This window comes from Tianweitania populi, assembly GCF_014652875.1.
Taxonomy (GTDB): domain Bacteria; phylum Pseudomonadota; class Alphaproteobacteria; order Rhizobiales; family Rhizobiaceae; genus Tianweitania; species Tianweitania populi.
This window is the reverse complement of record NZ_BMZQ01000004.1, coordinates 143344-165093: the sequence shown is the minus strand read 5'-3', so window position 1 is coordinate 165093 and position 21750 is coordinate 143344. Positions and strand designations below refer to the sequence as shown.

21 protein-coding genes are annotated in these 21750 nt (G+C 61.7%); 12 read left to right on the top strand and 9 right to left on the bottom strand.

What is annotated here, in order from left to right; all coding sequences use genetic code 11:
• Positions 1 to 195 precede the first annotated feature (195 nt).
• The 3 genes from IE166_RS18255 to kynA are packed head-to-tail and all read left to right on the top strand — an operon-like array spanning position 196 to position 3844.
• Positions 196 to 1815, top strand: coding sequence for a benzoate-CoA ligase family protein (locus IE166_RS18255; RefSeq protein ID WP_189506770.1), 1620 nt, complete (start codon positions 196 to 198; stop codon positions 1813 to 1815).
• 2 nt (positions 1816 to 1817) lie between these two features.
• A complete protein-coding gene (gene kynU / locus IE166_RS18250; RefSeq protein WP_189506768.1) occupies positions 1818 to 3011 on the top strand; it encodes a kynureninase in 1194 nt (397 codons plus the stop codon).
• Positions 3008 to 3844 (top strand): tryptophan 2,3-dioxygenase, encoded by an 837-nt coding sequence (gene kynA / locus IE166_RS18245; RefSeq protein WP_189506766.1) that lies wholly within the window; start codon positions 3008 to 3010, stop codon positions 3842 to 3844. The genes kynU and kynA overlap by 4 nt, the downstream gene beginning before the upstream one ends.
• 21 nt (positions 3845 to 3865) lie before the next feature.
• Here the strand turns inward: kynA and IE166_RS18240 are convergent, their stop codons facing one another.
• From IE166_RS18240 to IE166_RS18205, 8 genes are all read right to left on the bottom strand, one after another.
• Positions 3866 to 5035 (bottom strand): pyridoxal phosphate-dependent aminotransferase, encoded by a 1170-nt coding sequence (locus IE166_RS18240; RefSeq protein ID WP_189506764.1) that lies wholly within the window; start codon positions 5033 to 5035, stop codon positions 3866 to 3868.
• A gap of 41 nt (positions 5036 to 5076) precedes the next feature.
• The gene (locus IE166_RS18235; protein WP_189506762.1) at positions 5077 to 6324 is read right to left on the bottom strand and encodes a cysteine desulfurase-like protein; all 1248 of its coding nucleotides are present in this window, start codon (positions 6322 to 6324) and stop codon (positions 5077 to 5079) included.
• A 3-nt stretch (positions 6325 to 6327) separates the two neighbouring features.
• Positions 6328 to 7044 carry an amino acid ABC transporter ATP-binding protein gene (locus tag IE166_RS18230; RefSeq protein ID WP_244641575.1) on the bottom strand — a complete coding sequence of 239 codons (717 nt, stop codon included), beginning with the start codon at positions 7042 to 7044 and terminating at the stop codon, positions 6328 to 6330.
• Positions 7045 to 7152: 108 nt separating this feature from the next.
• The gene (locus IE166_RS18225) at positions 7153 to 7827 is read right to left on the bottom strand and encodes an amino acid ABC transporter permease (RefSeq protein WP_189506758.1); all 675 of its coding nucleotides are present in this window, start codon (positions 7825 to 7827) and stop codon (positions 7153 to 7155) included.
• 69 nt (positions 7828 to 7896) lie between these two features.
• Positions 7897 to 8691 carry an ABC transporter substrate-binding protein gene (locus IE166_RS18220; protein ID WP_189506756.1) on the bottom strand — a complete coding sequence of 265 codons (795 nt, stop codon included), beginning with the start codon at positions 8689 to 8691 and terminating at the stop codon, positions 7897 to 7899.
• 82 nt (positions 8692 to 8773) lie between these two features.
• Positions 8774 to 9895 carry an aminotransferase class V-fold PLP-dependent enzyme gene (locus IE166_RS18215; protein ID WP_189506754.1) on the bottom strand — a complete coding sequence of 374 codons (1122 nt, stop codon included), beginning with the start codon at positions 9893 to 9895 and terminating at the stop codon, positions 8774 to 8776.
• Between the two features lie 122 nt (positions 9896 to 10017).
• Positions 10018 to 10704, bottom strand: a complete 687-nt coding sequence (locus IE166_RS18210) for a GntR family transcriptional regulator (RefSeq protein ID WP_244641574.1) — start codon at positions 10702 to 10704, stop codon at positions 10018 to 10020.
• Between the two features lie 185 nt (positions 10705 to 10889).
• Positions 10890 to 11927 (bottom strand): class I SAM-dependent methyltransferase, encoded by a 1038-nt coding sequence (locus tag IE166_RS18205; RefSeq protein WP_189506750.1) that lies wholly within the window; start codon positions 11925 to 11927, stop codon positions 10890 to 10892.
• A gap of 303 nt (positions 11928 to 12230) precedes the next feature.
• Between IE166_RS18205 and IE166_RS18200 the strand changes: the two genes are divergently transcribed.
• Positions 12231 to 14228: a putative bifunctional diguanylate cyclase/phosphodiesterase gene (locus tag IE166_RS18200; RefSeq protein WP_189506748.1), complete on the top strand. Its 1998-nt coding sequence runs from the start codon at positions 12231 to 12233 to the stop codon at positions 14226 to 14228.
• 29 nt (positions 14229 to 14257) lie between these two features.
• Here the strand turns inward: IE166_RS18200 and IE166_RS18195 are convergent, their stop codons facing one another.
• Positions 14258 to 15151, bottom strand: a complete 894-nt coding sequence (locus IE166_RS18195; RefSeq protein ID WP_280514890.1) for a LysR substrate-binding domain-containing protein — start codon at positions 15149 to 15151, stop codon at positions 14258 to 14260.
• A 172-nt stretch (positions 15152 to 15323) separates the two neighbouring features.
• Here IE166_RS18195 and IE166_RS18190 point away from each other — a divergent pair, with 172 nt between their 5' ends.
• The 8 genes from IE166_RS18190 (at position 15324) to IE166_RS18155 (ending at position 21731) form a co-directional block, all read left to right on the top strand.
• Positions 15324 to 16019 carry an ABC transporter permease gene (locus IE166_RS18190; protein WP_280514891.1) on the top strand — a complete coding sequence of 232 codons (696 nt, stop codon included), beginning with the start codon at positions 15324 to 15326 and terminating at the stop codon, positions 16017 to 16019.
• Positions 16019 to 16750, top strand: coding sequence for an ABC transporter permease (locus tag IE166_RS18185; RefSeq protein WP_244641573.1), 732 nt, complete (start codon positions 16019 to 16021; stop codon positions 16748 to 16750). The genes IE166_RS18190 and IE166_RS18185 overlap by 1 nt, the downstream gene beginning before the upstream one ends.
• On the top strand, positions 16743 to 17534 hold the full coding sequence (locus IE166_RS18180; RefSeq protein WP_244641572.1) for an ABC transporter ATP-binding protein: 792 nt from the start codon (positions 16743 to 16745) through the stop codon (positions 17532 to 17534). Before IE166_RS18185 ends, IE166_RS18180 begins: the two co-directional genes overlap by 8 nt.
• A 63-nt stretch (positions 17535 to 17597) precedes the next feature.
• Positions 17598 to 18434 carry a transporter substrate-binding domain-containing protein gene (locus tag IE166_RS18175; RefSeq protein ID WP_189506742.1) on the top strand — a complete coding sequence of 279 codons (837 nt, stop codon included), beginning with the start codon at positions 17598 to 17600 and terminating at the stop codon, positions 18432 to 18434.
• Between the two features lie 58 nt (positions 18435 to 18492).
• Positions 18493 to 19614, top strand: a complete 1122-nt coding sequence (locus IE166_RS18170; RefSeq protein ID WP_189506740.1) for an NAD(P)/FAD-dependent oxidoreductase — start codon at positions 18493 to 18495, stop codon at positions 19612 to 19614.
• Complete coding sequence (locus IE166_RS18165) at positions 19595 to 19897, top strand: (2Fe-2S)-binding protein (protein ID WP_189506738.1); 303 nt, start codon at positions 19595 to 19597, stop codon at positions 19895 to 19897. Before IE166_RS18170 ends, IE166_RS18165 begins: the two co-directional genes overlap by 20 nt.
• The gene (locus tag IE166_RS18160) at positions 19897 to 21390 is read left to right on the top strand and encodes an FAD-dependent oxidoreductase (protein ID WP_244641571.1); all 1494 of its coding nucleotides are present in this window, start codon (positions 19897 to 19899) and stop codon (positions 21388 to 21390) included. Before IE166_RS18165 ends, IE166_RS18160 begins: the two co-directional genes overlap by 1 nt.
• A complete protein-coding gene (locus tag IE166_RS18155) occupies positions 21387 to 21731 on the top strand; it encodes a RidA family protein (RefSeq protein ID WP_189506734.1) in 345 nt (114 codons plus the stop codon). The genes IE166_RS18160 and IE166_RS18155 overlap by 4 nt, the downstream gene beginning before the upstream one ends.
• The last annotated feature ends 19 nt before the right edge of the window (positions 21732 to 21750 follow it).

Sequence of the window (21750 nt, the reverse complement as noted above, 5' to 3'; positions counted from 1 at the left end):
GTTGCTCCGGTTCTCTGGCTCGGTTGAAGCCGATCCTATCCAAAAGACATCAGGCCGCAATCAAAAAACTATAAGCTTGAAGTATCTCGAACAGCGTGCCACGCTCCCCATATCGCCGATCAGCCGCAGGCACGCTACCGTGCCTGACAAGAAGCTGACGGCATGCTTGGACAATCCAGCTCGGGGACTGCTGTGATGCTTGGAGTTTCGGCTCATACCGACACGTTTACGCGCGACAATCTTCCACCCGTGGGGGACTGGCCGCAGCTTCTGCTCGATGGCTTCAACTATCCGGAGCGCCTGAACGCGGCTGTGGAACTCACAGATCGTCTGGTGGAACGCGGTCTTGGCAATCGCACAGCGCTGATCGGCAACGGACGTCGGCGCACCTACAAGGAGCTATCCGACTGGACGAACCGGCTGGCCCATGCGCTGGTCGAGGACTTTGGCGTTCAGCCCGGCAACCGTGTTCTGATCCGCTCGGCCAACAATCCGGCCATGGTCGCCTGCTGGCTGGCGGCAACCAAGGCGGGCGCCGTCGTCGTCAACACGATGCCCATGCTGCGCGCCGGCGAACTGGCCAAGATCGTCGACAAGGCGGAGATTGCGCTCGCCCTTTGCGACACGCGGCTGATGGAAGACATGGAAGTCTGCGCCGCTGGTAGCACCTTCCTCAAGCGCGTTGTCGGCTTCGACGGCACTGCGAACCATGACGCCGAGCTCGATCGCGCCGCCCTCGACAAGCCTGTCGACTTCGACGCCGTGCAAACCAGCAGCGACGATGTTGCGCTTCTTGGCTTCACCTCAGGCACCACCGGCGTGCCGAAAGCCACCATGCACTTCCATCGCGATATACTGATCATCGCCGACGGCTATGCCAGGGAAGTGCTCGGCGTCACGCCGGATGACGTGTTTGTTGGCTCGCCGCCGCTCGCTTTCACCTTCGGGTTGGGTGGTCTCGCGGTGTTTCCGCTGCGCTTCGGCGCGGCGGCGACCCTTCTGGAAAGCGCGACGCCGCCCAACATGATGGCGATCATCGAGAAATACAAAGCGACGATCAGCTTCACCGCGCCAACTGCTTATCGCGCAATGCTGAAGGGCATGGAAGAAGGTGCTGATCTGTCCTCGCTTCGCATCGCAGTGTCAGCCGGCGAAACCCTGCCGGCGCCCATCTTCGAGGAATGGCAACGCAAGACGGGCAAGCCGATGCTGGATGGAATCGGCGCGACCGAAATGCTCCACATCTTCATCACCAACCGTCTCGACGATTGTGCGCCCGGATCGACTGGCCGACCCGTCAGTGGCTACGAGGCGCGCATTGTCGATGAGGAGATGAACGAACTGCCGCGCGGCAGCATCGGGCGCCTGGCCGTGCGCGGCCCGACCGGCTGCCGCTACCTCGCCGACGACCGGCAGCGCGATTATGTCCGCGATGGCTGGAACCTGACAGGCGACACCTTCATCCAGGATGATGAAGGCCGCTTTCACTTTGCGGCGCGGTCCGACGACATGATCGTCTCGGCCGGCTACAATATTGCTGGACCAGAGGTGGAAGCAGCACTTCTTGCGCATGAGCATGTGCTGGAATGTGCGGTCATCGGAGCGACAGACCGTGACCGAGGCGAGATCGTGGAAGCCTATGTGGTACTCGCTTCCGGCATCGATGCGGGTGACGAGACGGCCAAACTGCTGCAGGACCATGTCAAGGCGACAATTGCGCCTTACAAATATCCGCGCTCTGTGAAATTCGTGGATGTCCTGCCGAAAACCCAGACAGGCAAGATCCAGCGATTCCTGTTGCGCCAACAAGGCTGACGATGACCGACTTTACCACCACGCGGAAACGGTTTCACCTTCCTGACGGCGTGATCTACCTCGACGGCAATTCGCTTGGGCCGTTGCCAGTTGCCGCCGCAAAACGGGTGAGCCAAACACTCGAAGCCGAGTGGGGCGAAATGCTGATCCGCGGCTGGAATGCTGCCGGTTGGATGGAACAGCCGGCGCGCGTCGGTGACCGCGTCGGCCGCCTCATCGGCGCGGAGCCGGGCACCGTCGTCATGGGCGACACGCTGTCGATCAAGGTCTATCAGGCTCTGGCAGCGGCCCTCGACCTCAATCCGGACCGCAAGGTTGTTCTTTCCGACAACGGCAATTTTCCGTCCGACCTTTATATCGCGCAAGGCCTGCTGCGCTCGCGCGGCGCTGGACATGAATTGAAGGTCGTCGACCCGGAAGCGGTGGAAGCCGCCATCGATGACACCGTCGCCGTTCTGATGCTGACCGAGGTGGATTACCGAACCGGCCGGCTCCACGACATGAAGGCGCTGACCGCCAAGGCTCATGCGGCAGGTGTCATCACCGTATGGGATCTGGCTCATTCCGCCGGCGCCTTGCCGGTGGAGCTCGCCGCCGCGCAAGCGGACTTTGCCGTGGGCTGCACCTACAAATATCTTAACGGCGGCCCTGGCGCACCGGCCTTCATTTATGTTGCGCCCCGCCATGCGCATACGGCACGCCCGAGCCTTTCGGGCTGGATGGGTCATGAAGCGCCCTTTGCCTTCGATCTGGATTATCGTGCCGGAACCGGCATCGAGCGCATGCGCGTGGGCACACCGCCGGTGATCGCGCTGGCGTCCCTGGAAGCGGCGCTCGATGCCTGGGACGGCGTCGACATGGGCGATCTGCGCGCCGCCTCCATTGCCTTGTCCGAGTGCTTTATCACTGAAGTCGAAGCACGCTGCCCCGATCTGATCCTCGCATCGCCGCGCGATACGAACCGCCGCGGCAGCCAGGTCTCGTTCCGCCATCCCGAAGGCTACGCGATCATGCAGGCTCTGATTGCTCGCGGCGTGATCGGCGATTTCCGCGCGCCCGACATCCTGCGCTTCGGCTTCACGCCGCTATACCTCACGCAGGACGATGTGCTTCGCGCCGTAGAAATCCTTGCCGAGATCATGGCTGATCGTCTTTGGGACAAAGAGGAATACCGCAAGAAGGCTCGCGTCACATGAGCCAGCCCTACGATCCCCAGAAAGAGGGCGCGCAGATGTCGTTCAAGGATCGTATGGCCTATGGCGACTATCTCAGCCTCGAGCGCATCCTGAACGCCCAAGCGCCGCTGTCCGATGCGCATGACGAGATGCTGTTCATCATCCAGCATCAGACATCCGAATTGTGGATGAAGCTCGCCATCCACGAGCTGCGCTCTGCTATCGCGGCGATCCGCGGGGATCAGCTGCAACCAGCCTTCAAGATGCTGACGCGGGTCGCGCGCATTTTCGAACAGCTCAACAATGCCTGGGATGTGCTGCGCACTATGACCCCCAGCGAATACAGCCACTTTCGCGATGCGCTCGGCCAATCCTCGGGCTTCCAGTCCTATCAATATCGCGCCATCGAGTTCCTAGCCGGCAACCGCAACCTGGCCATGCTCAACCCGCACAGCCACCGTCCGGAAGTTCTGGCCGGCCTGGAAGACATCCTGTCGGCGCCGAGCCTCTACGATGAAGCGCTGCTTCTGCTTCACCGCAATGGCTTCGACATCGGCGAGGAAGCGGAGCGCAGCGAGTGGCGCACTGCGCGCTCGGAGAACCCGAAGGTGGTGGAAGCCTGGAAGGCGATCTACGCCGACGAGGAGAAATACTGGACGCTCTACGAACTGGCCGAAAAGCTAGTCGACTTCGAGGACTATTTCCGTCGCTGGCGCTTCAACCATGTCACCACGGTCGAACGCGTCATCGGCCTCAAGCGCGGCACCGGCGGCACCGGCGGCGTTTCCTACCTCCGCCGCATGCTGGATGTCGTGCTGTTCCCCGAGCTTTGGAACGTGAGGACGGTGCTCTAAGCCGTCCCTCAGCGACACCTTCTACAGATTGTTGAAGAACGTCCCGAGCCGATCCATGGCTTCCTCGATCCGCTCGTAGCTTTCGGAGCCGAAGCAAACGCGCAGATGGCTGTTGCCTGACGCGCCATAGAAGCTGCCGGCTTCCACCACCACGCCGGCCTTTTCGAGAATGGCGTCGGCGGCTTCCTGGGCGCTCAATCCCGTGCCGGAAATATCCGGAAAGGCGTAGATCGTGCCCTCAGGTGCCGCGCAGATCACGCCGGGCATCTGGTTCAGGCGCTGCACAACGAGGTCGCGCTTGCGGCGATCGTCGTCCACCATCGCATCCAGTACCTCCGCCGGCCCGGTCACGGCTGCCAGCGCGCCATACTGGATGAAGGTGTTGACGTGGGTCACTTCGTTCATCGTGATCTTCATGATGCCCGACATCATCGCCTTGTCGGCAACGAGGTAGCCCAGCCGCCAGCCATCCATCGCATAGGCCTTAGTGAAGGCGAACATGGAAACGGTGCGCGCCTTCATGCCCGGCAGGGAAGCGATGGAGGTGTGTTCGACGCCGTCGAACAGGATCTGCTCGTAGACCTCGTCTGACACCACCACGAGATCATGCTCGATCGCGAGATCCGCGATGACCTGCAACTCCGCGCGTGAATAAACGCGGCCGGTCGGATTGGCCGGATTGACGAGCACGAGCATGCGTGTCCGCTTGGTGATCTTGGCTTCGATCAGATCGCGCCGGATGCGGAAGCCGGCTTCCCGATCGAGCGGCGCCAGAACCACCTTCGCCCCCGCCATCTCGATCTTGTTGACGTGCTGCGGATAGAACGGCTCCAGCAAAATGCATTCGTCGCCATCATCGAGCAGCGCCATGAACGCGGCATAGGAGGCTTGCGTCAGTCCGTTGGTGACGAGGATTTCGTCAGCCGACACGTCCAGCTTGTTGTAGGAGGCGAGCTTGTCCTTGAGGGCTGCGCGCAGGGCGTGTTCGCCGCGCATGTCGCTGTAATGAACCTTGCCGGCCCACAAGGCGTCGGCAGCGGCCTTCTTGATGTGGTCGGGCGTATCATGGAACGGCTTGCCGAGTTCAAGGTGGATCAGGTCGGCGCCGGTTGCCGCCTTGGCCATCGCCTTTTCGAACATGCCGTAATTCTTCGGCGATGTCTGCGTGATGCGTCGGGCAAAGCGGGTCATGGATATCTCCGGATAATCAGGCAAGCGGCGGCTGTCGCGCTCTAAAGGATCTCGCCAAGCGCCGCGTCGAAGCGCTCGATTTCGGCGGCTGAATTGTAATGAACGAGCGAAAGGCGCATGGCGCCGCTCGCCATTTCAAGGCCGAGCCGTGCCATCAGCCGCGGCGCGAACATGTGCCCGTCGCGAATGCCGATGTCGCGGTCGGCCAAAGCCTGAGCGACCGTTCCCGGCGCAAGACCCGGGAAGTTGAAGCAGATCGTCGGCACGCGTTCGCTGGCCCTCTCCGGATCAGCCAAACCGTAGATCACGGCACCGCGCCTGTGGAGCACATCGAGGCAGCGTGCCGAAAGCTCGCGCTCGTAAGCCTGGATCGCCGCCATCGCAGTCGCAATCGCCTGGCGCCGCGAGCCCGTCGCGCCAAGTGTCTCACCGAGCCCTTCGAGATAGTGGATGGCTGCTGCCATTCCGGCGACATTCTCATAAACGAAGGTTCCGACCTCGATCTTGAAGGGCGGCTCGTTCGGGATGAAGTCTTCGCGAAAGGTCGGCAGGGCGCGCAGCTTTTCGAGCTTGCCCCATAAGAAACCCATATGCGGCGAGAAGGTCTTGTAGCCCGAGCAAACCAGATAATCGCAGTCCCAGGCCTGAACATCGATCAGCCCGTGCGGACCGTAATGAACGCAATCCACGAACACGTCGGCGCCTACACCATGCGCGGCGTCCGCAACGGAGCGAACATCCACAAGCGTTCCCAGCGCGTGGGAGGCTGCCGTGAAGGCAACCAGCCGCGTGCGTTCGTTCAACAGCGGCTGGAGGTCTTCCAGGTAGAGCTTGCCGTCATCGCGCATGCGCCACCAGGCGAACTTGGCGCCGAGCGGTTCGAGCGCCAGCCAGGTCGCGATATTGGCGTCATGATCGAGGTCGGTCACCACGATCTCGTTGCGCTCTCCCAGCATCTGCCCGATGCCGAGGCTGACCAGCCGAATGAACGAGGTCGCATTCATGCCGAACGAGACTTCGGCCGGGTTCTCCGCGTTCAGGAACAGGGCGACCGTTTCGCGCGCATCCGCCATGGAGCGATCCACCGCCACGCTCTGCCGGTAACGCCCACCACGCTGAACATTATGGTGCAGCAGATGCGTGTTGACGGCGTCGAACACACCCTGCGGAACCTGCGCGCCCGCCGCATTGTCGAAGAAGATGAACGGTCCTGCCTGCGCTAATGCGGGAAATTGCGCCCTCACGGCATCCACCGGAAAGGGTTTGGTTGGGGCAGAAGTGGCGGTCATCGCTCAGTGCATGATCTGGTTGAGGAAGGCACGCGCGCGCGGCTCTTTCGGATTGGCGAAGAAGGCGTCGGGTGCAGCGACTTCCTTGATCTCGCCGGCATCCATGAAGATCACGCGGTCGGCCACTTCGCGGGCAAAGCCCATCTCGTGGGTCACCACCATCATGGTCATGCCCTCGTCGGCCAAGCCGATCATGGTTTCCAGAACTTCGCGTACCATCTCGGGGTCGAGCGCCGAGGTCGGTTCGTCGAACAGCATGATCTTCGGCACCATGCACAAGGATCGCGAGATGGCCGCACGCTGCTGCTGGCCGCCGGAAAGCTGGAACGGATACTTCCTGGCCTGTTCGGCAATCTTGACCCGCTCGAGGTAGTGCATGGCGCGCTCTTCGGCTTCGCGCTTCGGCACCTTGCGTACCGAGATCGGCGCAACCGTGCAGTTCTCGAGAATGGTCAGGTGCGGGAACAGGTTGAAGTGCTGGAACACCATGCCGACATCCTGTCGCACAACATCCAGCTTCTTCATGCCCGGCGTCAGCTCCTGACCATTCACTCGCAGCGTTCCGCTTGCATGGGTTTCCAGCTGGTTGATCGTGCGGATCAGCGTCGACTTGCCCGAGCCGGATGGCCCGCACAGCACGATGCGTTCCCCCGAGGCAACATCGAGATCGATGTCGCGCAAGGCATGGTAGCTTCCATACCACTTGTTGATGCCCGTCATGCTGACGACGGGCGGACTGTTTCGATCGATTACATGCGGATGCGCGGCAGTCATGAGGGCCTCGATGTCAGGCGAGCCGAAAGGTGGGACGAGCTTGGCGCGAAACGGTCATCGCATCTGCAGACGCTGGTTGCGCGCTTCGAGATAACCGACGACGCGAACCAGAGGCCAAAGCAACGCGAGATAGATGATGGCCGCGCCGATCAGCGGTGTCGGATTGGCCATCAGCGCCTGCGTGTCCTGCGCCTGCTTCAAGAGGTCGGGCATGGCGACAACCGACGCGAGTGCGGTGTCCTTGAAGACGGCGATGGAGTTGCTGGTCAGCGGGGGAATGATGACCTTCACTGCCTGCGGCAGGATGATCTTGCGCATGCCAAGCCAGAACGGCATGCCCAGTGTCGCCGCCGCTTCAAACTGCCCGACGGGCACGTTCTGGATGCCCGCGCGGCAGACTTCCGCCGTGAACGCCGCCAGCACCATCGAAAGCGCCAGCAAAGCGGAAACAAAGGAGCTGAACCGGATCCCCACGAAGGGCAGCGCATAGTAAATCAGGATCAGCAGAACCAGGATCGGCAGCGCGCGGAACATGTCGATATAGGCGACCGCAAGCAGCTGAACCGGTCGAGGCGCATAAAGCCTGACCAGACATAGAAGCAGCCCGGCAAAGGTCCCCAAGACGATGCTGCAACACGCCAGAACAACCGTATTGCTCAGGCCGCGCATCAGGATCGGGAACGATCGCAGCAGGATGTCCCAGTTAAAGAAAGTGTCGATCAATTCCATGGGGGCAGCCCGCACCGGTCGTGAAGAAGAGGCCGGCGAAGCGCCTGATCGACGCCTCGCCGAGCGTGCTTACTGTGCGGTCGGGACTGGCATGGCGGTCAGCGTGCTGGTGCCAGCTTCAGGCGCCACGCCGAACCACTTTTCGTGGATTTTGGCCATGGTGCCATCGCTCTTCATGGCGGAAATGGCTTCGTTGATTTCCGGCAGGATAGGCAGGTTCTTCTTCGCCATCATGGCGAAACGCTCGCCGGTCGGGATGCGCACCAGAACCTTCAAGGACGGGATCTGCTTGATCGCGAACTGGAAGCCGGCGAGCTCGCCCGCACCGCCATCGATGCGGCCGTTCTGAACGTCGAGCAGCAGGTCCTGCTGGGCATTGTAGCTCGTGACATCGGCGATGCCGTATTTCTCGGCGTTTTCCTTGGCCCACTTGTCGCCGGTGGTGCCGGCAACGACGCCGATCGTCTTGCCCTTCAAATCTTCAAGCGTAGCAATCTCGGTTCCTTGACGACCCACGATCGTGCCGTCGCTGTCATAATAAGGCTGCGTGAACGACTGGTTGGCCAGACGCTCGTTGGTGACCGAAATCGAAGACACGGCAAAATCGATGCGGCCCGAAGCGGTGGCAGCAAACAAAGCCTGAAAGCCCAATTCCTGGATCTCTATACCCTTGCCGATCCGCTTGGCAGCTTCGGTCGCGACATCGATCTCGAAGCCTTCAAACGTGCCGGCTTCGTTCTTGAACTCCCAAGGCGGATTGGCGGCATAGGCACCAAGCACAACGCTTTCCTGTGCTTGCGAAGGCGAGGCAAGCGCGCCGAATGCGGTCAGCGCCAATGCGATAAGGCTCATGCGTTTGTTCATGGTCTTTCCCCTTATATGCCAGTCATGCTGGCTTTTTCGCCGCTGCAGTGTCAAAAGCGCAGCAACACTCTTGTGGTCACGTCTACTTGCGCAAAATCGACTGAAGCGCTTCTCCCAAAGCCTCCACATCGTTTTGCGTCGTCACGATGCCCGGCGACAGGCGTAGTGTGGTGCCGCGCGCATCAGCATAAAGCGCACGTTCGCGTAAGCGCGCAATAATTTCGCTGGGCACCGCATGATCGGGCAAAGTGATCATCACGCTTCCGCCCCGCTCTTGTGGGTTTTGAGGCGATGCCAGCGTCCAGCCATTCTCTTGCGCGATGGTTACCAGACGCTCCGTCGAGTCTCGGTTCTGCGCGGCAATCGCTTTGACGCCTGTTCTTTCTACCCACTGAAGGCCGGGCAAAGACGCGACGCTGGCGAGAATTGCGGGCGTGCCATGATCGAAGCGCCGCGCATCCGAGGCATAGCTGAATTTGTCCAGATCCCAAGAAAACGGGTTTTCCTGGCTGAACCAGCCTCTCAGCTCCGGCTCGCATTGAGCGATAAGGTCTGGCTGAACATAGAGAATGCCGGCACCCGACGTACCGCACAGCCACTTCAGTGAGGTCGACACAACGAAGTCTACCGGCAGCGTGGCAACCGAAAACGGAACGACGCCCACGCCTTGCGTAATATCCACGCCGGTGATCGAGCCCATGCGACGACCGTGTTCGGCAAGCCGCGCGACATCGCAGCGGTGCGAGGTGGTGGAGGATACCAGCGTGAGAAGCGCAAGGCCGACATCTGGCCCCCAGCGCTCCAGAATATCGTCGTCGTTGACCCACCGCTCGCCCTGCCGCATCGGCACGGTATCGAGCGTGAAGCCGAACCTGTCCTGCAGCTTCGCCAGCAGAAAATGCAGGCTGGGAAAACAATCGGCCGCTACCAGCACTCGCTTGTTCCTGAGACGCCCCGCAGGCAGACCGCCGATCAGGCTGAACAGAGCGGTCGTGACATTCTCGGCGGTGGTCAAACTGTGAGCTGGAGCCGAGATGAGCCGTTCCCAGGCTTCTATGAACGCTTGCCGCTGTTGCAAAGCAAAGGGCCACTGCGTGTCATCTTCCGCCGACCATGCTTCTGAAAAGCGGCTGAGAGCCTGCGCCATCAAAGTCGCTTTGTCAGGGAAAGTGCCGATCGAGTGATAAAGGAAGTAGCCGGACATCAACCTCTCCGCCAATTTGATCAAATGATCATGAAGCTGGCTAGGACGTCAAGAGCCTTCCTTTAAGTTCAAAACGTCTTCCGAGGCGGAGCAGTCACAGCTGCTTCCCATCGCACTATCGGCTAGTGGCAAAGGTCCTTCAGCATGTCCCAGGTTGTCTGGATATCCTGCTCCAGTTCCCGCCGCGTACGGCTTTCGTCGCGTACTTCGATGGCTGCAAGGATTGCAAGGTGCTGCTTGATGTATGGCTCGTGCGGGCCCTGCTCGACGAGAGGTCGGACATGCGTGGAGAGCATCCGCATATAGGGTCCGAACCGCAGCCACAGGGTGTCGATCAGCTGCACCAGAACATCGGAGCCTGACGCTCGGTAGATCGCAAAGTGAAAGTCGCGGTTCGCGAGCAGCATCTGGTAAACGTTGCCGGCCTTTGCCGCCGCAGTATGTTGTCCTTCGATAGCCGCCAGGCGCGCGCGGTCTTCTTCCGTGATGAATCGCGCGCCAAGTTCTGCCGCCAAACCTTCCACGGCCATGCGCGCGCGGCAAAGATCGTCCAAGCGGGAGCGGGATACGACGGGAACGCGCGCTGATCCGTTGCGTGCGACATCGAGCGCTGTTTCGGCTGCGAGCCGGCGCAAGGCCTCGCGCACCGGCATGTGGCTCGTCCCGAACTGCCCGGCCAGCGACGAGATCGTCAGGGTCTGCCCTGGATCGAAGTCGCCGTTGATAAGCGCGTTGCGAAGCTGCCGATAAACTAAGTCCTGTATCGTAGCACGGGCGGTAACTTGTTCGAAGCCGGGTTCAGATTGCAAGAAGGACGATCCTGGATACTGCGCTGTCAGCTGCATGGTACACAGGGTTGCTCTTCGCCCCAACTCCTGTGACACCCAATGCGCAAGGATTACCGTGGCAGGTCGAGCAAGACCAGAACGAACGGGTCATCCTGAACAGCAGTCCGCGCGGTCCCAGAACCAACCGCGCGGAGCCGGCTCTCATCTCAGCCGTTCTTGCGGATCGTCGCGTACACGATGTTGCGGTTGTCGCCGTAATACACCTGCGCATCCACCGTGTTGCGGTCGACGCTGGCATTCACGATGTCCCACATTTCCGCTTCCGTGCGCAGCAGCAGCGACCAGTTCATGAAGGTCTCCATGAAGCCGTCGTCGGGAATGCCCGCCGCGAAGTTGGCAAACAGGAACATGCCTTTCGGCTTTAGCATCTGCATGCACTTCTTGGTCAGCCTCACGGCAACCTTGCGAGGCAGATAGTCGTAGAGGCCGGCGGCGTACACGAAATCGAACTGGCCGAGCTGGTACGTGTCGGTCAGGAGAACGCTGACCGAGCCATCGATCGGCGTGATCGACGTTCCCGCGAAGTCGCGCACCATCGAGCCGACGCTGAGCGGATCCTGGTCGAGCGCCACCCAGCGGGCGAGGTCACCGCTTTGCAATGCGATCGAGCGGTCGGCCTCGCGCAAGTGACCGGCGGCGATCGTCAGGATTTCCGCGTCTTTGCCATGCGTCGCCGCCACTTCGTCCACGTAGGTGGTCAAGAGATCGCGCCGCTCGCGCACGGCAGCTGAGGACTGTGAAGCGCTGGTGATTTCATACAGCGTTTGTCCAAGCGGGGAGGCGGCGGCGATCGCGTCTTGCGCCGAAGAATGGCGATAGATGAAGTCGAGCAGTTGCGCGTCGCCCGAATAACCGCGCGGCTTTTCGAACGACCAGCGCGTAAACGGATCCTGCAGCAAGAATTCGGTGACGCCATGGTTCTGCACCACGGGCACAAAACTTTCCCACACCTGCGGGCTCACCTGGCTGCGGATCTGGTGCAAATCGTCATTGATCCGCTGCGTAGCCTCTTCGAGGTTCTGACCCGAAAGGAAGCGCTGTTCGGCAAGCTGGAGCACGAGGGCGAGTTGCGCGCGAGCTGTCTCTGGAGCGAAGGCAGCATCAACCGTTAGTTGCGGCCGCAACTCAGCGGCAACAGCTTCCGGGGTGATGAGGCTCATCCCGTCAAACACAATCTGGCTCATTCCTGCTTCCCGGCTTAACTATTGTTAACCATAACGAGGAGTTAACATTCTCGGGAAGATCTTACTAGATCAATTTATTAAGCAGGTTCTAAACCGTTCGACTAAGGGCCTCGGTTTGGCAATGAAAGTCAGCCGGCGCAGGGTCGATCCAGACAATTGGATGGATCCGTTAAAGCGCACGGAAACGACCTGAGCTTATAAGAACGCCACGGCTTGCTTGGGAAAGGGAAGTGATCAGAGGATCGATTACCTTCCTAATGACGATCTGCTCTGTCACGCTAACAACAGGTTCGGTTCAGCAACATGAATGACCAGCGCCTGTCAGCAATTGTCGAGACTGCGCTGCTGAAGAAGCCAAGCGCAACCTTGCCAAAATCTCTTTATGGTCTGTATCAGAGCGAGAGTGACAAGCCGCGCCGCAGAATTGCGCGCCAAGGAATCTGGCTTTCCTTCGTCATGTATCTTCTATTCTCGATTACGGACGCTATCCTGATCCCCGATGTGGCCCGCTATTCTATCACGGCGCGCGTTCTCGTGGGTTTGATCATCCTGCCGTTCTTTGAATATCAGTATCACAGCAATCAGAGCTCGAACGCGCTGGATCTAACTTGCGCGGTCGGCCTGGTGGTCGCCTATCTCGCATGGTTGTTCACCTCGCTTCCAACCGACTACACCGTCAACTTCTCGTACTATATGTTCTACGGCTGCATCTTCATGATGGGCGCGAACCTTTTCTTCAGTTTCCAATTCCAGCTGTCCGTCATCTCCTCGACGGCCATTCTGGCAAGCGTTTTGACGGCGCTTTACATCTTTCCAGGCAGCGCAACCTATCGGCTGACTTTGGCCACCTTCTATCTCTCCTGTTTTGCTTTCACGACTTACGTGAATTGGAAGCTCAACAAGGAGCGCTTCAGCGTCTTCCTGAACGCCATGAAGGCCCGCATTCGCCAAACGGAGGCAGTTCAGCGCGGTGAAGCCCTGTTGAAGCTGTCGCGCACGGATGCGCTCACTGGCGTCGCAAACCGCCGTGCGGTGGACGAGAAGCTGCGCGATTTCTGGGACGATTGGCAGATGCTCGGCATGAGCTTCTCGGCGATGCTGGTGGATGTCGACTTCTTCAAGAAGTTCAACGATTTCTACGGCCACCAGGAAGGCGATCATTGCTTGCGCCTGGTGGCCGATGCGCTCAGCGAAACCATCAACAAGCATCATGGCTTCATCGGCCGTTACGGCGGCGAGGAATTCATCATCCTGGCTCCTATAACCACCGAAGACGAAGTGGCCGAGCTTGCCGAAGGCATCCGGCTTGCCGTCGAAGATCTGCGCATCGCGCATGAACAGCGCCGCGATGGCACGTCCTTCGTCACGGTCAGCGTCGGCGCGGCTTTAGTGCGACCGCGCAATGATGGCAAGCTGGAACGGATCATCCACGAAGCCGATCGCGCGCTTTATACGGCCAAGGCCAGCGGCCGGAATTGTTCGCGCGTGTTCGACCCCAACGATCCCTTCACCAGCGATGAAAGCGAGAATGTCGCTGCGCTTCTGCGGATGGCGACGCGCGAAAAGCTGGTGTCGCTCGTTTATCAGCCCATCCAGCACATCGCGTCCGGCGAGACCGAAGCGGTGGAAGCGCTGATGCGCTTGCGCATGCTGGATGGCACTTTGGTGCTGCCGAGCCAGTTCATTCCGGTTGCCGAGCGGACCGGCGCCATTCTTGATCTCGGCCTTTGGGCGATCCGCACGGTTTGCCAGGACCTCCTGATGGATGGGCATGTGTCGCTGGTCAGCGTCAATGTTTCGCCGATCCAGTTGAAGGCGCCCGGCTTCGCGGCGTCCGTTGCTGCGATCCTTTCTGAGACCGGCGTCAGCGGCAGCAAGCTTGCCTTCGAGATCACTGAAGGCCTCGACATGGAAATGCATTCGGATGTGCTGCGCTGCATCGCCGACCTTAAGCGCCTCGGCATCCGCATCTGGCTGGATGATTTCGGCACCGGTTTCGCCGGCCTGTCCTGGCTGCGGCTGATCGATTTCGACACGGTCAAGATCGACCGCTCCTTCCTGCATGATTGCGATACGACGCGGGGCAAGGCGATGCTGCGCGACATCGTCGGCCTGGTGCGCAACCGCGGCCATTCAGTGCTCATCGAAGGTGTCGAAACGGACGAACATGTTGCGCTCGTGCGAGAACTCGAGATCGACAAGGTCCAGGGCTTCCATGTCGGGCGCCCCGTCGCCGCCAAGCAGTTTCAAAGCGCCTATGCCGTGAACCCGCATCTGCACGGGTATCGCAAATCGGCCTGATGCGGCACCGGTTGCGGGGGGGCGGATGCTTAACCGCCGCTAACCCACGCGTCGTGAAAGATAATGAACTCGCGCATGAAGCGGTCGACAATATCCGACCGGCTGCGATTGGCCGGTTGGATGGCGAGAAAGCCAGCATCGATGAAAAGCCCGAAGCGCCGCACCGCAACCCCTCTGTCGGTGAATTCGCTGGCCGAGGTCGGATCGATGATCGCAATGCCCGCGCCCTCGCTCACCAGCGACAGGGCGGTGTGCGACAGCCTGGTTTCCACATTCGACAGGCGCTGAACGCCGGCCAGTGCCACCTCCACCCGCATGGCGAAGACCGTGCCCGGCTCCAGGCTGATCATCCGTTGGCCCTGAAGGTCGGCCGGATGGATGACGTCCTTGGCCGCAAGCGGATGCCCGTCCGGCATGGCGACGACGGCGGCCATGGATTGCGTCTCGATAATGAAGCCCGGCCGGTCGAGCGGCCCGTCGGCATAGCCGATCTCGGCCTGACCGGCCGCCACCGCTTCGATCACCATGGATGAAGGCAAGCCGCTCAAAGATGCCTGCAGGTTCGGCTTGTCCCGCAGGAAGCGCGCGAGAAAGCGCGGAAGTACCCCGCTGGCCAGCGCAGGCATGGCCGCGATGCGCAGCGTACCCGCCGCCTGCCGGGCGATCTCCTTGGCGAGAACAGCGATGTGGTTCATGCCGACAAAGGCGCGATCGACCTCCTTCCAGAGCGTGACGGCTTCCTGCGTGGGAATGATCTGGTTGCCGCGCCGCTCGAACAGCCGCAGGTTGGTGGCATGTTCGAAGTCGCGGATGAGCCGGCTGACCGCCGGCTGCGTGATCGACATCAGCTCGGCCGCTGTCGTCATCTGCCCCGTCAGCATCACGGCGCGGAACGCTTCCACCTGTCTCAGGTTCATCATCATCTCAGCATAACATTCGTTTATTCTTGGGCATCGATTACGAATTTGACGGAATGCAGGCGCGTTGACAATCTTGCTGTTTAGAATGCCAGCCCGCAAAACGAGCGCTGGATCAATCGACGCGTGTCAAACACGCGCGGGAACGAGAGGCTGAAGGTTGGATTACTTGCAGCTCATGGGCTTCGGGCCCAATGGGTGGGGCTATGGCATGCTCGCGGCGACCGGAATGACGGTGGCGGTCGCGCTGTGCGGTTACCTCATCGGTTCGATTCTAGGGTCGCTCGGCGCGGCGGCTGCTTTCTCGCGCTTCATGCTCTTGCGCGGCATCGCCGGTTTTTACACGACCGTTCTGCGCGGTATCCCTGACCTTCTCGTCATCTACCTCTTTTATTTCGGCTCAAGCTCGGTGATTTCCGGCGTTGCAGCCCTGTTTGGCGCCGAAGGCTTCGTTGGCGCGCCCGCCTTCATTACCGGCGCCATGGCGATCGGCGTCGTGTCCGGCGCGTATCAGATGCAGGTGTTCCGCGGTGCTGTGCTGGCGCTGGCCAAAGGCGAGATCGAGGCAGCGCGCGCCTATGGCATGCCGTCCTTTCTCCTGTTCCGCCGCATCATCCTGCCGCAAGCCGCCCGCTTCGCCATTCCCGGCATGGGCAATGTCTGGCAGCTGGTGTTGAAGGAGTCGGCGCTGATATCGGTGATCGGCTTGGTCGAGATCATGCGCCAGTCGCAGATCGGCGCCGGCTCGACCCGCCAGCCCTTCAGCTTCTACCTCACGGCTGCCGCTCTCTATCTTCTCATCACCTTCGTATCGGGCCGCGGCTTCCGGTTGGCGGAGCGCCGAGCCATGCGCGGCGTGCGGAGGGCTGCGTGATGTTGATCGATTTTCCGTTTCTGTGGGAAAGCTTCACAGCCCTTTTGAAGGGCATCCCGTTGACGCTGCAGCTGACGGCGCTGTCTGTCGTCACCGGCGGCGTGCTGGCCGTTTTGCTCGCCTTGATGCGCGTGTCGAACAAATGGTGGCTCGACCTCCCGGCGCAGTTCTACGTCTTCGTCTTCCGCGGCACGCCGCTGCTCGTCCAGATTTACATCATCTATTACGGCATCAGCCAGTTTCCCGAGCTGCGCCAAAGCTGGGTCTGGCCGTTCCTGCGCCAAGCCTATTGGTGCGCGGCTTTGGCTCTGGCGCTCAACACGGCAGCCTATAGCGCCGAGATCATTCGCGGCGGGCTTTTGTCCGTGCCGGCCGGTCAGATCGAGGCGGCGCGGGCAACCGGCATGTCCGGCTTCCTCCTGATGCGTCGCATCATCTTCCCGCAGGCCTTGCGGCAGATGCTGCCGGGCTACAGCAACGAAATCATCCTGATGGTAAAATCGACCGCGCTCGCCTCCACCGTCACGCTGATGGAAGTCACCGGAATTGCCGCCAAGCTGATCTCGCAGAGTTATCGCCCGATCGAGCTCTTCATCTGCGCCGGCGCAATCTACCTCGCTCTCAACTTCATCGTCGCCCGCCTGTTTGCGGCGCTCGAATATGCGCTGTCACCGGAGCGCCGCCCTGCGCCCGTGTCAGCTGCCGACAAGCCGGAGAAAGCCCGTGCCTGATCTCGCCAACACGCCCGCTGTTGTTCTTTCCGGCATCCGCAAGAGCTATGGCGAGCACGAAGTGCTGCATGGCGTCTCGCTGACCGCCAATGAAGGCGATGTCATTTCGATCCTCGGCTCGTCGGGCTCAGGCAAGTCGACGCTGCTGCGCTGCATCAACATGCTGGAAGTGCCGAATGCCGGCAGTGTGTCGATCCATGGCGAAACCATCGCGCTCGACCAGAAGCCCGGCCAGCAGCCGCGCGCCCGCGACAACGCCCAGGTCAATCGCCTGCGCGCCAAGGCCGGCATGGTGTTCCAGTCCTTTAACCTGTGGTCTCACCTCACTATCCTCGAAAATCTCATTGAGGCGCCGGTTCATGTGCTGAAGCGCGACCGCAAGGACGCGATCGCCGAGGCTGAAACCCTGCTTGCCCGCGTCGGCATTGCCGAGAAGCGTCACGCCTACCCGGCGCACCTTTCCGGTGGCCAGCAGCAGCGCGCCGCTATTGCCCGCGCACTTGCGATGCATCCAAGCGTGATGCTGTTCGACGAACCAACCTCCGCGCTCGATCCGGAGCTCGTCGGTGAAGTCCTGAAGGTCATGCGCGATCTCGCCGCCGAAGGCCGGACGATGCTGATCGTCACCCACGAGATGGGCTTTGCGCGTGATGTCTCCACCCGCACCGTCTTCCTCCACAACGGCGTGATCGAGGAAGAGGGCCCGCCATCCCTGGTGTTCAGGAACCCGCGTTCCGACCGCTTTCGGCAATTCATATCGCGAGACGAACGAGAAGCCCGCTGACGGCTCCATGCCGTTATCCAAGGGAAAACACGGCTCGCGCCAACCATCAACAGAGGTGAACCAATGAAACTCAGATCCATCCTCGCAGCCGCCCTCCTTCTGACCGCAGGAAGCCAGGCTTTCGCGCAGGAAAAGACCATCAAGATCGCGTCCGAAGGTGCCTACGCGCCGTGGAACTTCTCCGGCCCGAACGGCGAGTTGCAGGGCTTCGAGATCGACTTGGCCAAGGTGCTGTGCGAGCGCATGAAGGTGAAGTGCGAGATCGTCGCCCAGAACTGGGACGGCATCATCCCTTCGCTCAACGCCAAGAAGTACGACGCGATCATGGCCGCCATGAGCGTCACCCCTGCGCGCCAGGAAGTCATCGCCTTTTCCAACCCTTACGCTGCCGGCATCAACGCCTTTGCCGTGCCGAGCGATGGTCCGCTGGCCGACATGCCCGGCACCGGCAAGACCTATTCGCTCGACACTGAAGAAGCCGCAGCCAAGCAGGACATCGAGAAGATCGCCGGCCTTCTCAAGGGCAAGTCCGTCGGCGTTCAGGGCTCCACCACCGCGTCCACCTTCATGGAAACCTACTTCAAGGACGGCGTCGACCTGCGCGAGTACAAGACGACGGAAGAGCATAACCTCGACCTGACCAGCGGCCGTGTGGATGCCGTTCTGGCCAACGCTACCGTGCTCACCGAAGCGCTCAGCAAGCCTGAAATGTCGGGTGCCAAGATTTCCGGCCCGATCTTCTCCGGCGGCGTGTTCGGCGTCATTGCTGTCGGCCTGCGCAAGGACGATACCGAGTTGAAGGCGCAGTTCGACCAGGCGATCAAGGCCGCGCTCGCCGACGGCACGATCAAGGAACTCTCCATGAAGTGGTTCAAGGTCGACGTCAGCCCACGCGGCTGATCCGGCATCTCCGGTGCGGTCTTCAACGACCGCACCGCCTTCTCTTTCCGGTAATCTAATGACCTCATCCCCCCTCGAAATGGTTGTGATCGGCGGCGGCCTTGTCGGCTCGACGCTGGCCTGGGGCCTGGCGCGCGCCGGGCTGCAGACGACCGTTCTCGACGGTGCGGATCTCGATCCCCGTGCTTCCCGCGCCAACTTCGCCCTGGTCTGGGTGCAGGGAAAAGGCGTCGGCAAGCCGGCATACGCGCTGTGGTCCAAGGCGTCGGCCGAACGCTGGCCGCAACTCGCCGCCGCCCTCCTCGAAGACACGGGCATTGACGTGTCCCTGAACCAGAACGGCGGCTTCTCCTTCGCGCTCGACCCGCTCGAACTTGAAACCTGGCAAGCCGAGATGCAGGACATCGTCCGCGAGACCAACGGCCGTGCCGCCCCTTTCGAGGTGCTCAGCGGAGCCGAGACCCGCGACCGACTGCCTTTTGTCGGCCCCGACGTTGTCGGCTCCATCTATTCGCCGCTCGATGGCCACGTAAACGCACTACGCCTGTTCCGCGCGCTTCACATGGGCATGAAGAAGCGCAACGTCGATTATCGCGCCGGTTACCCGATCGAGCGCATCGAGCCAGTCCGCGACGGCTTCCGGCTGACCGGACCCAAAGGCACGCTTGTCGCCCAGCGGATCGTTCTCGCCGCCGGCCTCGACAACAACCGCCTGGCCGAAATGGTCGGCCTTCATGCGCCGATGAAGCGCAGCAAGGGCCAGATCCTCGTCACCGAAAAATGCGCGCCCTTCTTCGACTACACCTCCGCCACCATGCGCCAGACCGACGAAGGCGGCGTGATGATCGGCGATAGCGAGGAAACGCATACGGCAGCCCACGCTACCAACCAGGACATCAGCGCCGTGCTCGCTAATCGCGCAGTCCGCACTTTCCCTGTGTTAGGCGACCTCAACATCGTGCGCAGCTGGACCGGCCAGCGCGTCAAGCCGCTGGATGGCCTGCCGATCTACGAGCAGTCCGCCGCCCATCCCGGCGCCTTCATCGCCGTGTGCCATTCCGGCGTAACGCTCGCCGCCAATCACGCGCTGGTTGTCGCGCCCCAGATCGCGGCGGGCGCCCTGTCGCACGGTCTTGCAGCCTTCGGATCGCAGAGGTTCCATGCTTCGCAGACTGCGTGAGGTAACGGATCCCGTGACCTTTTCCTTCGACGGCTGTCCGGTCACCGCCGAGCGCGGCGACACGCTTGCGGCCGCGCTGCTCGCCGGCGGCATCGACACCATCCGCCATTCCGTGGTCGGCGACCAGCCGCGCGCGCCTTATTGCCTGATGGGCGTGTGCTTCGAATGCCTCGTCACCGTCGACGGCGTTCAGAACCGGCAAAGCTGTCTGATGGAAGTGCGCGACGGAATGGTGGTCGCCAGCCAGCGCGGCGGCCGCCAGGTCCTGCAAGGCAATCGCTGATGCGCAAGATCACCGAGGCCGCGCAGTTCGCGGATACCTACGACATCGCCATCATCGGCGCCGGACCGGCCGGCATGTCGGCGGCCATCGAGGCCGCCCAAGCCGGCGCATCGGTGCTTCTGGTCGACGAAAACACGTCGCCGGGCGGCCAGATCTACCGCGCCGTGACGCGCCATTCGCCTGATGACGACGACTTCCTTGGTGCCGATTACTGGAAAGGCCGGACGATCGCCGAACCCTTTCTCGCCGCGCCGATCGACTACGCATGCTCCACAACGGTCTGGAGCCTCGACCCCGCCGCCGAACCATCCGCCAAGGCCACGCTCGGCCTGACATTGGCCGGTGCTGCCCGCCGCGTCGAAGCCCGCATCGTGATCATCGCCACCGGCGCGATGGAACGCCCGATGCCGGTGCCCGGTTGGACGCTGCCCGGCGTCATGACGGCCGGTGCGGCTCAGATCGCACTCAAGTCGATTTCCGCCGTTCCCGACGGTCCGACCGTGCTCGCCGGCTGCGGTCCCTTGCTTTACCTGCTCGCTTCCCAGCTGCTCAAAGCCGGCACTGAGATCGTCGCCGTGCTGGACACATCCGATGCCGGTCAGCGCCTGAAAGCCCTACCGCATCTGCCGGCCTTCCTCGGTTCGCCCTATCTCGCCAAGGGCTTGCGCCTCCTTGTTGATGTACGTCGTCAAACCCGCGTCGTCTCCGGCATTGCTGAATTGACCATCAACGGTGACACCCGCGCCCAGTCCGTTACCATCCGCACCGGCCAAGGATCCGAAACTCTCGCCGTCCAGACCGTGCTCCTGCACCAGGGCGTCATCCCCAGCATCAACCTCGCCAGCAGCGCCGGCTGCACGATCCGCTGGAACGAAGACCAGCGCGCCTTCGAGCCGGAAACTGACCCCCTTGGCCGCCTGTCGGTGCCCGGCCTGTTTGCCGCCGGCGATGGCGCAGGGATCGGCGGCGCCGACCACGCCGCCATTGAAGGCCGCATTGCAGCAGTCGGCGCTCTCCTAGACCTTGGCCTGGTAGAGCAACCGGAAGCCGAAACCCGTCTGACCCCGCTGAAGCAGCAGCGCCGCCGTTACCGTCGCGGCCGCGCCTTCCTCGACATCTTGTATCGCCCTGCTAAGCAGTTCCTCAGCCCCCCAGATGACGCCACGATCATCTGCCGCTGCGAAGAGGTGAAAGCCGGTCAGCTGCGGCAGGTGATCGACCTCGGCGTTCCCGGTCCGAACCAGCTGAAAACCTTTATCCGCTGCGGCATGGGTCCCTGCCAGGGCCGCCTTTGCGCTTCCACCGTCACCGAGATCATGGCGGAACGCCGCGGCGTCAGCCCGGCCGAAATCGGCACCTATCGCCTGCGCGCGCCGATCAAGCCGGTGCGCCTGTCCGAACTCGCAGCCCTGCCGCAAACCGAAGACGCCGTTTTCGCCGTCACCGGCCGCCGGCCAGAACCAGTATCCAACCCGAAAGGACCGAACCAATGACCAACCGCCACCTCCAGACCCCGATCATGCACCGCGTCGTGGAGCATAGCGGCCTCGTTTTCGTCGGTGGCACGACCTGCGATGGCGAAAGCCTCGACATGGCCGGCCAGACCAAGGAAATCCTGGCCAAGCTCGACACCTATCTTGCGCAGGCCGGATCGGACAAAACCAAAATCCTGTCGGCCACCATCTTCATCACCGACATGAACCTGAAGCCCGAGATGGACAAGGTCTGGAAGGAATGGCTGTCGCCCGACACCTTCCCGACCCGCGCCACCGTCGGCGTTGCCGATCTCGGCGGCACCACGCTGATCGAGATCGTCGTCACCGCCCACAAGTAAGACCAAGCGCCAGCACCGC